This is a genomic window from Methylovulum miyakonense HT12, from assembly GCF_000384075.1.
GTDB lineage: Bacteria > Pseudomonadota > Gammaproteobacteria > Methylococcales > Methylomonadaceae > Methylovulum > Methylovulum miyakonense.
The window spans coordinates 1821093-1834113 of record NZ_KB913025.1; the positions used below are offsets into that span (position 1 = coordinate 1821093).

At 49.4% G+C, this 13021-nt stretch carries 13 protein-coding genes; 7 read left to right on the forward strand and 6 right to left on the reverse strand.

Going from position 1 to position 13021, the window contains the following annotated elements:
• Positions 1-389 precede the first annotated feature (389 nt).
• The 6 genes from METMI_RS0109510 to METMI_RS27430 all read left to right on the forward strand — a co-directional run bounded on the left by METMI_RS0109510 (position 390) and on the right by METMI_RS27430 (position 6282).
• Entirely contained in the window at positions 390-2276 is a 1887-nt protein-coding gene (locus METMI_RS0109510) for a hypothetical protein (protein ID WP_019866053.1), read from the forward strand.
• A gap of 708 nt (positions 2277-2984) precedes the next feature.
• Entirely contained in the window at positions 2985-4196 is a 1212-nt protein-coding gene (locus tag METMI_RS0109515) for a hypothetical protein (RefSeq protein WP_019866054.1), read from the forward strand.
• Between the two features lie 61 nt (positions 4197-4257).
• Complete coding sequence (locus tag METMI_RS23590; protein ID WP_019866055.1) at positions 4258-4977, forward strand: glycoside hydrolase family protein; 720 nt, start codon at positions 4258-4260, stop codon at positions 4975-4977.
• Between the two features lie 15 nt (positions 4978-4992).
• Positions 4993-5370, forward strand: a complete 378-nt coding sequence (locus tag METMI_RS0109525) for a hypothetical protein (protein WP_019866056.1) — start codon at positions 4993-4995, stop codon at positions 5368-5370.
• Between the two features lie 10 nt (positions 5371-5380).
• Positions 5381-6073 (forward strand): hypothetical protein, encoded by a 693-nt coding sequence (locus tag METMI_RS0109530; RefSeq protein ID WP_019866057.1) that lies wholly within the window; start codon positions 5381-5383, stop codon positions 6071-6073.
• Between the two features lie 59 nt (positions 6074-6132).
• Complete coding sequence (locus tag METMI_RS27430; RefSeq protein WP_019866058.1) at positions 6133-6282, forward strand: hypothetical protein; 150 nt, start codon at positions 6133-6135, stop codon at positions 6280-6282.
• 87 nt (positions 6283-6369) lie between these two features.
• Here the strand turns inward: METMI_RS27430 and METMI_RS0109540 are convergent, their stop codons facing one another.
• The 4 genes from METMI_RS0109540 to METMI_RS0109555 all read right to left on the reverse strand — a co-directional run bounded on the left by METMI_RS0109540 (position 6370) and on the right by METMI_RS0109555 (position 9135).
• Entirely contained in the window at positions 6370-6894 is a 525-nt protein-coding gene (locus METMI_RS0109540) for a hypothetical protein (protein WP_019866059.1), read from the reverse strand.
• Positions 6894-7433, reverse strand: a complete 540-nt coding sequence (locus METMI_RS0109545; protein WP_019866060.1) for an FMN-binding protein — start codon at positions 7431-7433, stop codon at positions 6894-6896. Before METMI_RS0109545 ends, METMI_RS0109540 begins: the two co-directional genes overlap by 1 nt.
• 15 nt (positions 7434-7448) lie before the next feature.
• Positions 7449-7604, reverse strand: a complete 156-nt coding sequence (locus tag METMI_RS26855; protein ID WP_156829810.1) for a hypothetical protein — start codon at positions 7602-7604, stop codon at positions 7449-7451.
• A 130-nt stretch (positions 7605-7734) separates the two neighbouring features.
• Entirely contained in the window at positions 7735-9135 is a 1401-nt protein-coding gene (locus tag METMI_RS0109555; protein WP_019866061.1) for a hypothetical protein, read from the reverse strand.
• 325 nt (positions 9136-9460) lie between these two features.
• Here METMI_RS0109555 and METMI_RS0109560 point away from each other — a divergent pair, with 325 nt between their 5' ends.
• Positions 9461-9898, forward strand: coding sequence for a hypothetical protein (locus tag METMI_RS0109560; RefSeq protein ID WP_019866062.1), 438 nt, complete (start codon positions 9461-9463; stop codon positions 9896-9898).
• On the opposite strand, the gene METMI_RS0109565 is transcribed toward METMI_RS0109560, so the two are convergent.
• Complete coding sequence (locus METMI_RS0109565) at positions 9895-11229, reverse strand: sigma-54-dependent transcriptional regulator (RefSeq protein ID WP_019866063.1); 1335 nt, start codon at positions 11227-11229, stop codon at positions 9895-9897. The two genes, METMI_RS0109560 and METMI_RS0109565, sit on opposite strands and share 4 nt — an antisense overlap.
• Entirely contained in the window at positions 11226-12854 is a 1629-nt protein-coding gene (locus METMI_RS0109570; RefSeq protein WP_019866064.1) for a sensor histidine kinase, read from the reverse strand. Before METMI_RS0109570 ends, METMI_RS0109565 begins: the two co-directional genes overlap by 4 nt.
• Positions 12855-13021: the final 167 nt, after the last annotated feature.

Sequence of the window (13021 nt, forward strand, 5' to 3'; positions counted from 1 at the left end):
AGGTTATCGTCATGCCGCCAAGGAATGGCGGCATCCAGATGGCCGGGAAGCCATCCTTGGCCACTGGATTCCGGCAATCCATGCCGGAATGACATGATAAAATCAAAGTTAATTTCCTAACATAATGAAAATAAAGCATTAATTTTTTATCAAAACGTCAACAGAACCTAGGTTTGTGCTTCAAACGACACGGGTTTTGGCCAACTACCCTCCGTTTTACTAAAAACGTCATCCGATAACCGATGGTTGTGGATAAATCCTAACGCACATGGCAATATCAGCGCTTGCTTACCCGTAAGCTGTCCGGTGACAAAGGCCATATTCTAAACATCCCTACCGGAGGCTTTCGGAGCAAGGCCCAAACCCATAAGCTTAAGGAGATGGATGGTATGGCACAAACAGCGCTGCCCGTAGACCAACGGGTCATTGATATTGATTCCCGCCGCTTTGCTTCTATAGAAAAAGCCTTGGTCGAGCTGATCACCAATTCTGATGACAGCTATGTCCGGCTGGAAAAGGCCGGGACGCCGGTGAGCGGCAACATCCGCATCACATACGAGCGGCATCAGGTGGGGGCGTTGCTGATGGTTGCCGACCAAGCCGAAGGGATGCCTTTCTGGCAGGTCTGTTCTATTTTGACGTATGGCGGTGCCCATAGCCCATTGGCCCGTGGCGAAGGTGGCGGGCGCGGTTATTTCGGGCGTGGCTTGAAGCAGGCCATTTATGGGCTAGGGCATGGCTGGATAGAGACCGTCCATGCCGGACGGTTTTCCCGTATTGATTTGTTCCGCGATGAAAATGGCGGCTACCTCTATGAAGACTGGGGCGGCGACCGTCTGGCGGAAACCGGCGATTATAGCCGCTTGGGTATTGCCGGCAGCGGCACCCAAGTGACCATTGTCATTGAAAACCCCTTGGTCAATATATCCCATTACCGCTCTGTCGTGTTGGCGGTCGCCAATAACATTTATCTGCGCGATATGCTGGTGCGGCGCAATGTGGGGCTGCTCAATGTCCAGCAAGGCAAAGAAACGGAATACAACGGGCTGGTGCGTTATGAAGAGCCGCCCGCCGTGCTGTTGCTGGGGCCGGATGAATCAGGCCGCTTTGTGTATCAGCAGGAAGAATATCCCTTTATCCTAACCCTGAAACGCGCCCAAGATGTGGAGCTGGTGCTAAAGGGCGATGAGCGGACAAATGGGCTGGTCATCCTCTCGGGTATGGTGGTCTTGGACTGCCAATTGTTTGAATATGAAAACCAAGTGGGAACGGAATACCTGTTCGGCACAGTACGTTGCGAGGCCTTGATCGAAAAATTAGGATTGGGCATGGCGATTATCAGCGATGAAAGGGAAGGGCTGAACCATAAGGATCCCTTTGTGGAAGCGTTTTCCAAAGCCGTCAGCAACATGATCGCGCCCTATGTGTTGGCGGAACAGGAAAAACTGAAACATTTGGAACATGCGACAACGTCAGGCCGGACTAGCCATATGATCGGTCACCTGCTCCAACGCATGAGCCAGGCGGCAGTCCAAGACTTGGGTATCCAATTGCCGCCAACATTGGATTTGGCGGCAGGTGAGGCGGAAGCTCCGGCGGCACTGCGTTTTTCCACGCCGTTTTATTACCGCAAAACCAAGCATCCTTTCCGTGTCGCTCTATTGCTTGACCCTGGGCAGTTTTCCGGTGCAGAGGCCTTGGCCTTCGACTATGTGCTGCCTGATTCCATGCGCATCGAACCCGCACTGGCGACAATCCCCGTCCATGAACTGGGTGATACCCGGCGGCTAGAATGGACGGTCGTGGGCGATGCGGCAGGGGGGCATGCGGAGATCAATGCGCGGGCGGGGGCGTATTGGGCTTGGTGTGAAATTGTCGTGGCGGATAACGCTTACAAGCATAGCCACAGCTATTCCGGCCATGCCGCAAAAAAGGCCTTGCCTAGGGATCACGGGGCCGATATGTTTGTGGGCTATGAATTCCGCAACCTGAACAACGAACTGGAACGCGCGGTTTATAGCCCTGCGGAGAGGAAAATCCTCATCAATACCGGGGCGCCCACCGTGCAATTGTATGTGGACGGGCGGGGGCATTTTCGGGACGCAGCCAGACTGCTGCTGGCGGAGCTTTTTATGGATGTGATTTCTGATGAGCTGGCCCGGCATTTGGTCGGGAAATCAGGCCATAACGGTAAAGTGGAGGCGCATCGTGCGGCTAAGCAGGACATCATCCGCCGCTACGGTAGCGAGATCCACCTTTCGTTTTTGAACGGATAAGCAGGTAATTGGCGGGGGGATCCGGCCATCTATCCATTACAACCGCCTGCCGCCCCGCCCCCCACTGCCTCTTGGCACGCAAATGGCGGGTTTAGGTCACTTCGCCGGGCTGCAATGCTTAGCACTAGGGTGGCAAGCCATTCTGCCCTTGCTACAGGCTAGTGCCCAGTCATTGATTTTTTGTCGGGCCAGTCTAAACCCGTACAAGGGGCGGACGGTTGTCCGCCTTTTTTATGGCCTGTGCCAATATCCGTAGCGATCAGGCGGGCAACCGCTCGCCCCTACGAAAATAATACCGACAATTCAACATTGACTGAGTATTGGGCCCCTAAAAAACGGCTGGCCATTGCGTCTTAAGGCGTAGGCGTACAAGCTTGTGTGCACCCTCCCAAAATAATTGCCGACGCCCTGTAGAAATGTTGGACGGCAATCCCTTGACTTTGCAATGTCTTTGCTGGTTTTGGTGGCTACCTAATTTTTGTCCGTTTGTTTGATAGGGTGATTCAGTGCTTTAACAAGAAAAAATGTTTCCATAATCTACAAATTCCTAACTGATCCCTAGTAAAAACCCTTTAATTACAAGCACAAACCCGTTATACATGAAATTAGTGAAAAAATGACATAGCCGATGTGAGTTACTTGATAGCCATTTGAAAATATTCGCGCTAGCCTGTGCCAACAGTTCAAAAGCTATTGGCGGGGGATTTTATGCAAAACATGTCGGGTATTTTAGAGGTCGCTATCGGTCTGGTGTTTGTTTATTTGCTGTTAAGCCTGATTTGTTCCGCATTAACGGAAGCGGTGGAAAACCTGTTCAACCGTAGCCGGGGCAAAAAGCTCTGTGAAGGTTTGTACGGGTTGTTTGGCGGCAATATTGACCATGACAGTAGCTTTGCCTTACTCAAGGCGTTTTACCAAAGCCCGATGATTTATGGTTTGTACCAGGGGGATTTGGCATTGAAGCAACAACCTGCAAAAACATCGGCGATAGCCAATCCGGCCCCTGCCGGAGGCCAAGACACTGGCGCAGCTGCACCAGCAACAAACACCCCGCCGCCACAATTACAGTTACCCAAAAATCTCCCGTCATATATCACGCCCAAGACCTTCGCGCTGGCGTTTGTCGATCAAATTTTGGCAGGCAAGGCACTGGACACGGCGACGCTTATCAGCCAAATCAATGCGTCGGCAACACTTCCGGAACATCTCAAAAACTCCCTGACGCTAATGGTCAATAAGGCCGAAGGCGACATCCATGCCGCGCTTAACAATATTGAAGACTGGTATTCGGCGATGGGGGAAAGGGTCAGTGGCTGGTACAAAAAACACGCGCAACAAATCGCCATCATGATTGCGCTGCTAATTGCCGTGCTGGGCAATGTCGACACGATTACGATTGCCAAAAGCCTGATGGCCAACGGCACATTGCGCGAACAGATGGTCAATGCGGCTGACCAATTCTATAAAGACCGTTTGTTGGCCGACAAGCAGCAGGCGCTTGGAACCGCCAAATCGGCAAGTAACCCGGATCAAGCCCAGCAGATTGAAGCGGACATATCGGCAATTAAAACGCAAGCAACTGACAAGCTGGTTTGCCATTCCCAGCCCGATAACCCTAATAAATGTTTTAACTTGCAGATGGCCCGTTTGGCTGAATTAAACCAGATGGGTTTGCCTATCAGTTGGCAAGATTTAGATGACCCAAGGGTTTTCCCCCGAACTCCTTTGGCATGGCTAGAAAAAATTTTCGGCCTGTTCATCACCGCCATCGCGGTTTCATTGGGGGCGCCGTTTTGGTTTGATGTCCTTAATAAGTTTATGAATTTTAGGTCAACCCTGAAGCCGCAACCCGCTTCTAGCCAGGCCTTAACAAAACCGCAACAAAGCGGTACGGGTGACCCCATGCCAGGTGTGGGGTAGCCCTTATGAAATGAGACGTTTTTTGCTGAAAACCTTTATCAACCACCGAGGGGAATGAATCATGTCAAGGCAAATTAATGAAGAGGGTTTAAATCTGGTTAAAAATTTCGAAGGCTTACGTTTGGATGCCTACCGGTGTCCGGCAGGTGTTTGGACTATTGGTTATGGCCATACCGGCGGCGTAAAGCCCGGGGCAAAAATTAGCGAAGATGAGGCGGAACAGCTACTGGCTCAAGATTTGGCGGATTCGGGTGGCAAAGTCGAAAAATGTGTGAAAGTCAAACTAAACGATAACCAGTTTGCCGCCTTAGCCAGTTTTGTGTTCAATGCCGGTATCGGCAACCTGACCGCAAGCACCTTACTGAAACGCCTTAACACAGGCGATTATGATTGCGTGCCTAGCGAGTTGGCGAAATGGGTCAAGGCGACCGATCCTAAAACAGGCCAGAAAATCTCCCTGCCTGGGCTGGTCAAGCGCCGGGCGGCTGAAGGTGTGTTGTGGCTGAAAATAGACAGCGATGATCCGTTTTTAACCAGTACCGATATGCCGCAAAGCATCCACGCTGACGACCCGCGTGTTTCCTATCTGGTCACCGCCCGCGAAGGCTTGCGCATGCGCTCTGGCCCCGGCACCAACTTCGATATTTCCAAAGTGTTGCCCACCAATACCGAAGTTTTCGTGGTCAAGGAAAAAGACGGTTGGGCGGCCGTTGATCTGCAAGGCGATGGCGTGATCGATGGCTGGGTCTCGCAGGATTTTTTGAAATTGAAGCCCGTTTAATTTCTGGATAAGCAAATGTCCACCCATACCCATTTGGTTAGCGTAAGTTTGTTGGCGATGGCAATGATGGTTGCGGTGCCAGGTTGTAGTTCGTTTGGCTGTTGTATGACGGTGCCTGTTGACGGAAAAGGCTCTGTGCACTATCTGATTTTGGGGATAGGGTTAGTGACCGTACCGAAAGAGGGGGATGAAACCGCAATTTTGGCGATCCAGTCCCATGCTTTGGGGATCAATCTATCTGACCAGCCGGGTATGAAATTGGGTGTTGGCTATACGTCGGGTAGCGTCGTGGCGATACCCGACCATGCCAAAGATGTGCGGGTGGAGATAAACCAACGGCCAGGCGGTGGGGTTATTATCAATGCGCCTAAAGCCGAATTAAAACAACCATGAGGAATTCGCAATGGATAAACAAAACCAATTCACAACCGCTGTCCGGTTGGCGGGTTTAGCGGCAATGGCCCTATTGCCAACTGGCTGTGCCGAACGCAGCTATTCCGTGTTGGCTTCCACGGGGACGGTCATAGGTGTCGAAGTGTCGCAAAATCCGGCAACCCAAATGCCCCAAGGCAAGCTTGGCTACAATCGCGCAGAGCTCGCGTTTGTGCCCACCAACCGTAATGGCGGTAAGGATTCTACAGGTTCGGTTGGTAACGGGGCCGGCGATACCGCCAATGTCTTGATGGAATTGCGCTATGGCGGGATTTTTGATCTTGGTGAAAGTTCGGGCATTTATCAGCGGCTTGCTGTCGGTGACATTGCCGTCCAGCAAGAGGGGGCCGCCGTGATGTTTGCAAAAAATGCCGATGGCACGGCTGACCCTGAGGCGGTGCAGGCGCTTACGGCAATCAAATCTATTCCGGCCCTTGATTTGGTGTTAGCCCAAAAAAAGCAGCCCATGTCAAAAAAGTACAATCAATATAAAGCCATGAAAGATAGCTTGGCGATACAAAAATATGATAAGGCCGCAGGTTCAGTGGATCCAGGCTATACGACATACGGCAAATTTGCCATTGACCGCAATACCAGTGCCGGGCAAATAAAAGCCGTATGCGCGGTACTTAAGGCGCAAGGCGAAGACCTGGTTTGCGACTGACTGGGAGGAAGCTGGAAGGCATCGGCGTAGCACAATATTAATGGCTGGGGGAATTGACAATGACTAAATTAGAACGCATAGATTTGGCGCAAGCCGCCAATCTGGAAAACGCAATCGAAGCTGTCTGTGACAACATGGCGGCTGACGATTATAAGCTCGTGTCTTCGTTTGTTTATCAAAATCAGTTGGTGCTGATTTTTCAAAAATAAGTTACCCGCTTCACTTTGTTTAAAACTTAAGACATTGTTTAATAAACTATTATATGGCGTGTTTAGATCCGCTCAAATAACAGGCCGTTATGGAAGAGGGCCTACGTTGCCTGGTGAATCACCAGACCGTAACCGTATCCTCGCCCGAACCAGAGACACCACCACCACGATCAGTAAGGTTGCCAGGGACAATTCCAGCAGCAGGAAAGCGGCGATTTTAAAGTAAGCGAAGTGGGGGTGGACGAAACGGACTAGCCAGCCGCCAGCTTCGTCGGCGATGGCGGAAAGGTAGGTGAGGCCGCTGATCCAAATTTTCAGGCGGTATGAAAATTCGGTCATGAGCATGAGGTGGGTGAGCGTCAGCACCAGCATCCCCATCGAAAACAGGTGGAAGTGGGAGACTTCCAGCATGCCTTGGTAGCTGCGCGGTTGGGTGAAGGTTTCTTCCGAGCCAAGGTAATAGGCTATGACCGATTCGGGCGTCAAGTCCATGCGGTGGAAATACATCAGGCCGTTGCTGAGCCAAAGCAGGACGATATAGCCTAAAAACATCAGTACGAGGGCGTTCAGTAAGGCTTTGCGCTGTTGTTCGCCAGTGACAAAGTAACGCATCAATGGGCCTTTTGTTTGATCATGATTTGGTAAACCGCCATGACTTTGCGGATGCTAGTCAGGGCTGAGCGGGTGCTGAGGGTCGCGCCGGAGACGCCGTCCACGCCTTTGTTCAATTCCATCTCCGCCAGCGGTTTTTTGACAAGTTTTTCATACCATTGGGCCGAGGGTTGGTATTCGGGCGGTTCGTGGAAAGCCAAGGTGTAAACGTTGCGCAGTTCACCTTCGGGGGTGAGGATGACCATCAGGGTTTCCGGTTTGGTGCGCACGGTGCTGGTTTCAATGGCGGCGTAAGCAGTGGTTTTGCCGTTTTCTTTACCGACGTAGAACGTGAACATGCCGGATTCCAGCTGGGTTTTCGCAAGGGCTTGGATGGCGGCGGTTTCCTGTCCATCAGGGAATAGGGAGAGGTTTTCGACTGTGGCAGTTTTGCCGAAGGCCAGTTCCATCGCTTCGTTTTTGCTGTAGAAAATGGTGGCGGAACTGGACGCGCTGGCGAGTGCGATGAGCAGGGTTAGGGTAATGGCTGGGCGTTTCATGTCGGGTTCTTTGGTTTAAAGTGCGGTGGCGTTAACGTCGGCTAGGGTAGTTAAGCTGAACGTGCCCTCATAGATACGGATGATGTAGATCCCGGAGTTGGGGAAGCACGCTGTTTCCTGTTGCGGGATAGCGGAGCAGGCAACCAGCTGTTTTAATTCGTCGTCGTTCATGACTGTTACTCTTGCGGATAAAGAGGAATGTGGATGCTATTCTAGCAAAACCGCACGTCCCCTGTGCAGTTATCCAAACACATTCCCCCTTTATTGGCATTTAGTCATGGCCTCTAGCGATGGGCCGTTGTTAGAAAATGAAGCCAAAGCCCAGGTTAAAGTCATCCGGTACTGTGCCTTGTCTAGCCGTGCGATTGCGGTAATCGGCTTTGATGACAACGTTCGGGATAGGCTTGTATTGCAACCCGAATTGGTAAATCCGTTGGTCTTGAGTGCCGTCATCGCTATAGCCTGTTGGTGCGGTGGCGATAGTGTCGAACCTTTCATAACGGAAAAACGGAGCTAGGTATTGGAGGGTATCTGGCCTGAATAAAGGGAAAATGTCGTAACCCACTTCGCTATACCAGCCGTAATTGGATGAGCCGATGGTTTGTCCCGCCGCCGCGCTGAGGATGTCGGCGTTATCAATATGCCCCCAGGAACCAAGCGTGCGGAATTCCAGGCCGCGGTATTTCCATTGCACATGCCCTTCATAGAGTTGGGTGAACACATCGGCTTTTTGTCCGGCAAAGCTTTGGTTTTGGCCTGAATTGCCGACAAAAACCGAACCGCCCAAAGTCATGCCCGGCAGGGCGGTAGGGGTGTAGTCCATGCGTCCGACATAGCCGAAATCTTCGGATTTCGCTTGGCTCCCTCCCCCGCGCCCTTCTTTAATGCCGCTGGATTGGAATCCTGAGGCATCCAAGCCATTCACCAGATAGGTGGTGTAAGTCAAGCTAGGGGTGATTTGCCCAAACAAACCTACGCCCATTTCCCGCCATGTACTGGGGATGATGCGTTGCTCGACTTCTGGCCGGTGGTTACCATAGAAAAACGGCGGCTCGTGGATCTGGTTGATAAAGCCCATGGGCATTAACACCAACCCCGTGCGGATATTGGCTAACGGGTCTATGAAAAAGTCCAATGCGGCGAACTCCACACCCACTTCACCTTTTAATTCATCGCCCTCGCCTGAGCTTGCGTGTTCAAATTCAATCTCACTGTTGAACAAGATACGGTCAGTAAATTTGTAACCGGCGTATAGCACGACGCGCTCCAAATCCGCATTGTTTTTATCCTCTTCCTTTTTATCTCCCACATAGTCCTGATAAATGGCTTCACCATAACCGCCTATCGACAAGCCTTTACCAACTTGGTAAACCTTGGAGGCCGCAGGGCCTAAGCCGTAGGCGCTCTTGTATTTGGTTTCTTCAGGAATCGTTAGGTTAGTCCGTAATTTTTCAACCTCTTGGCTAAGCACATCCGTTTTACGCTCCAGTGTTTGCATGGTGTTTTTTGCCGCTGCAGTTGTGGTGGTTTGTGGTTGTGCCGTTGATCCTGTTTGCAATTGAGATTTCATGGCATCGATTTGCTGTTGCTGGGCTTCGATAATTTTCCACATTTCCTCCATTGTCTTAGGTTTTTCCAAGGCATTGGCTGGGTTGTTTAAGGCTGCGAGTGCGGTAAATAAGAGCGTGTGCTTAAGTTTCATGGGAGACCCTTTAATGGTTAATCAATTTTTAATGGATTATATTGCAAATAATTGTAGAGATGCAAATGATTCTTATTTAATTATTATGAGCTTCCAGTTTTGAGGGTTTGTGTGGCAATTGATAATTAGCATAAGCCGTTCAAATGAATTTTAGGCATGACTAAAGATGCCAAGGAAATCAAGCTGCTGTTTTTGTGATATAAAGATTAACTAGAATGCTTGCTTCTGGTATATTCAAAGCAAGGATTAAAAGGCAACTCAAAAATTTGCTTTGACTGTGTTTTTACTAAAAAAATAATAATTTAATGAAAGGGGAGAAGCCACTATGACCGAAATATTGTTCATTTTAACTACTATTTATGTTGCATATGTTGTTTATAGCATCATCAATGGGCAGAAAACATCTCTGGCTTCACCGAAGCCAGAGATACAAATACAGGCTGAAGTCAAACAAGCAAAACCTGAGATTATTGTTGAGAGAAAAGAGAGGCCTGTGACAATTAGAAAAAATGCCGTGAAAGCGCCAGTGGTAACAGAGAAACCAGTGGTGGCCGCCAAAGGTAGTGTTCGTGATCCCATTACTGGGGAAGTGGCGACGGTGACCGCTAATTATCGCTTCACCAAGCGCTGGATAAAAGAAGCGTTAGTGACTGAAGGTTTGTTGGACAAAGTTTATAAAAATAACGAACTGGATGCCGCCGCTGAAACTGCGATCAAAACAGCATTAGTGGCTTTTATGGAAATGGGCAAGTACCGGGCCTAATGGTCTAGGTTGAGCTTTTTTAGGCGATAGCGAAAGGAGCGAAAGGATAAGCCGAGTTGTTTTGCGGCGGCTGTTTTGTTCCATTTGTTTTCTTCCAAGGCCAGGGAAATTGCTTTCCTTTCAATATCCTCCAAATAATCTTCCAGAGAGCCCATGGCCGGATCATAATCTGCCTGTGCGGGCAAGTGCCGGTTGTCAATGGGTAGGTTTAAGTCATCGACTTCGATATTTTTCCCGTTGTATAAGGCCAATGACCTTTCTAATATGTTTTCCAGTTCACGGACATTGCCTGGAAAGTGATATTGTTGTAAGGCCGTTAGCGCGGAGGGCGTTAAGCAAGGGCTATTATTGCTGGTAAGCTTTGCCAGAATGTGTTCCGTGAGTATGGTTATGTCGCCATTACGTTCACGTAATGGCGGGATATAAAGGTCGATGACATTAATGCGATAATACAAATCTTGCCTGAAACTGCCTTCCTGGACCATGCTGGTAAGATTACGGTGAGTGGCGCTGAGCAAGCGAATATCTACCGGAATTTCCTGATGGTCCCCTACAGGACGGATTTTTTTCTCCTGGATGGCCCGCAACAATTTGACTTGTAATGGAAGCGGCAAGTCGGCGACTTCATCAAGAAATAAAGTGCCCCCTTCAGCCGCTTGAAACAGCCCTTTTTTATCGCAGACCGCACCCGTGAAACTGCCTTTTTTATGGCCAAAGAATTCGCTTTCAATCAGTTCGTGGGGAATTGCGCCGCAATTTATGGCAATGAAGGGCTGGTCGCAACGTGAGCTTTGCTGGTGGATCAGCCGGGCAACCAATTCTTTGCCAGAACCTGATTCGCCGCTGATATAAACGGGCGCTTGGCTACGCGCGAGTTTGGTGATTTTCGCACGAATTTCACGCATGACTGCCGATTCACCTAACAAAAGATAGCGCATCTGCTGGTTTTTTTCGGTGTTGGTGTCCGAAAGTTTTAGTGCGCTTTTGATCAATTGCCTGAGTTGCGTTAAATCTAACGGCTTGGATACAAAATCAAAAGCGCCTTTTTTCATCGCCAAAATAGCCGTATCCATATTGCCATGCGCAGTAATGACCGCGCACGGCATGGGTGCCGGCATAGCATGTATTTGGTCAAGCAATTCCAAGCCGTCACCGTCAGGCAAACGCATGTCTGTCAGACAAATATCAAAAGCGTGTTGTTTTAACAGCACGCGTGCTTGGGCAAGTGTTTCGGCAGGTTGGGTTTCAATGCCCATCCTGTTAAGGGTGATTTCGAGCAATTCCAGAATATCAGGTTCGTCGTCAACAATTAATGCCAATGGTTTTTTCATATTTCTATCAGGTTTTTTTCTGCATTAAGCACACAAAGCCGAAAACAACTTTGCCTATTGGGTGTTAAATAATAGCTTAATTTTGCTTGGTTGAGGTCAGCTAACTCTTTAGAAATATACAAACCTAAGCCCGTGCCGCTTGATGATGTGGTGAAAAAGGGCTCGAAAAGATTTTTAAGGTGTTGATGGCTAATGCCGTGGCCATTATCAATGACTTCAATGCAGGGCGAATCATGGAGCAGAAATGATTGGATCTGTATTTTGCCTTTTTCGGGGTTTCCATATTTCAACGCATTTTCACACAAATTGTTCAGGATTTGCCTCAAATGGTTCGGGTCAATAAACGCATGGAGTGCCGCATCATGATGGGTCAGCACGAACGTTTCTGAATGCTTTTTGTGTAACGACAAAAAGTTTTTTAGATAGAGATCCAGCCAAGACGTTAACTCGATGCGCTCACGCTTGGAATCGTGGCGTTTTGAGAGCCGCAAAATATCTTCAATGATCCCGTTAATGCGGCTAGATTGGGCTTGGATAATCGTGGTCAAGCGGAGGTCTTCGCTTGACAGGTTGGCTGATTCAGCCAGTAATTGCCCGGCGTGGTTGACCGCCGAAAGGGGGTTGCGGATTTCATGGGCGATGCTGGCGGTCAGCCGGCCTAAGGAAGCCAGTTTCCCCTGTTGGACCCTCTGGTTATATAGGGCCGTATCTTCAACCATGACCATGTAAAAATTGTCATAGTGGGCCGATAGCAACATGAAGCGGCAATTGATTTCAGATTGCTCAGGAATGCTGATGGAGGCCACGTCGTGTCCGGAATTGTGCAGCCAGCACCTAAATAGCTGTGCCAATTGTGGCGAAATGTCACTCAGGTAAGCGGGTGACCCGGTGCTATTGCTCAGCCTTAATGCGGCTTGGTTGGCCATAAGGATGGATTGTTGCTGATCGGTAATGATGATGCCTGATTGCAGGTTCTGGATAATATACTGATTAAGGTCTTCAAGGTTAACAATCGTTTTTTGCTGTTGCTCAGCCACTTGCAAAATGTCTTCACTGCGTTTGGCAAGGACATAAGACAATAGGGTGATGGCAAAGAACGCCGCACCCAACATGCCTGTGTAGGTGTAGGAGCCGGCGTCTATGCTGTGAAACTGGTCGGTAAATATCCGTTCGGCAAGGACGGCTAAGCTGGCTATCGCCGCGAACAGCACGGCGCAAATGCCGCCAATCAATAAGCCTCCCGACGCGATGGAGACCGCGATCAAAATGCCCAGGCCACTTTTAATGCCCCCGCAAGCATGCATCAATAGCGTGAGTAAAATAATGTCGGTAAAAACAAGTAATTGTGTTTGGACGGTATAGGGCGTTAATCGCCAAAAAACGCAGACCAGACAAAATATCGTCAACGCCCAATAGATTTGGCTACTGTAAATATACAATTCAGTGACATAACCACCCGATAAGAGTGAATCATTGGGTTGGTAAAGTAAGGCGATAAACAGGGTTGAAAGGATCAGGCGATAGATCAAATAAACCTTTAACAGCGTCCATGCTTGCTTTGCCGGGATGCTATACCCTTGGGAAAAGGGGCAGGGATAGAGTCTTTCTGGTGTATTTGTGGTCATTTGCTTATTATCAATAGCGTTTTATAGAGACTTGGCTAGAATAACGGCCTGTCGCCAATCATAACAGTTAAGTGGCGCTTGCCAAGCGCTACTGGCATCGGGTTATGGGGGCTTCCAATATTTCGCTAGCATTCTAAATAATAACGCGGGTGAACCATCAATTATTT

Coding starts and splice junctions, on each gene's coding strand:
- METMI_RS0109515 (WP_019866054.1), top strand. CDS start 2,985: ATGCAAAACATGTCGGGTATTTTAGAGGTCGCTATCGGTCTGGTGTTT.
- METMI_RS0109530 (WP_019866057.1), top strand. CDS start 5,381: ATGGATAAACAAAACCAATTCACAACCGCTGTCCGGTTGGCGGGTTTA.
- METMI_RS0109525 (WP_019866056.1), top strand. CDS start 4,993: ATGTCCACCCATACCCATTTGGTTAGCGTAAGTTTGTTGGCGATGGCA.
- METMI_RS0109555 (WP_019866061.1), bottom strand. CDS start 9,135: ATGAAACTTAAGCACACGCTCTTATTTACCGCACTCGCAGCCTTAAAC.
- METMI_RS23590 (WP_019866055.1), top strand. CDS start 4,258: ATGTCAAGGCAAATTAATGAAGAGGGTTTAAATCTGGTTAAAAATTTC.
- METMI_RS26855 (WP_156829810.1), bottom strand. CDS start 7,604: ATGAACGACGACGAATTAAAACAGCTGGTTGCCTGCTCCGCTATCCCG.
- METMI_RS0109565 (WP_019866063.1), bottom strand. CDS start 11,229: ATGAAAAAACCATTGGCATTAATTGTTGACGACGAACCTGATATTCTG.
- METMI_RS0109560 (WP_019866062.1), top strand. CDS start 9,461: ATGACCGAAATATTGTTCATTTTAACTACTATTTATGTTGCATATGTT.
- METMI_RS0109510 (WP_019866053.1), top strand. CDS start 390: ATGGCACAAACAGCGCTGCCCGTAGACCAACGGGTCATTGATATTGAT.
- METMI_RS0109545 (WP_019866060.1), bottom strand. CDS start 7,433: ATGAAACGCCCAGCCATTACCCTAACCCTGCTCATCGCACTCGCCAGC.
- METMI_RS27430 (WP_019866058.1), top strand. CDS start 6,133: ATGACTAAATTAGAACGCATAGATTTGGCGCAAGCCGCCAATCTGGAA.
- METMI_RS0109540 (WP_019866059.1), bottom strand. CDS start 6,894: ATGCGTTACTTTGTCACTGGCGAACAACAGCGCAAAGCCTTACTGAAC.
- METMI_RS0109570 (WP_019866064.1), bottom strand. CDS start 12,854: ATGACCACAAATACACCAGAAAGACTCTATCCCTGCCCCTTTTCCCAA.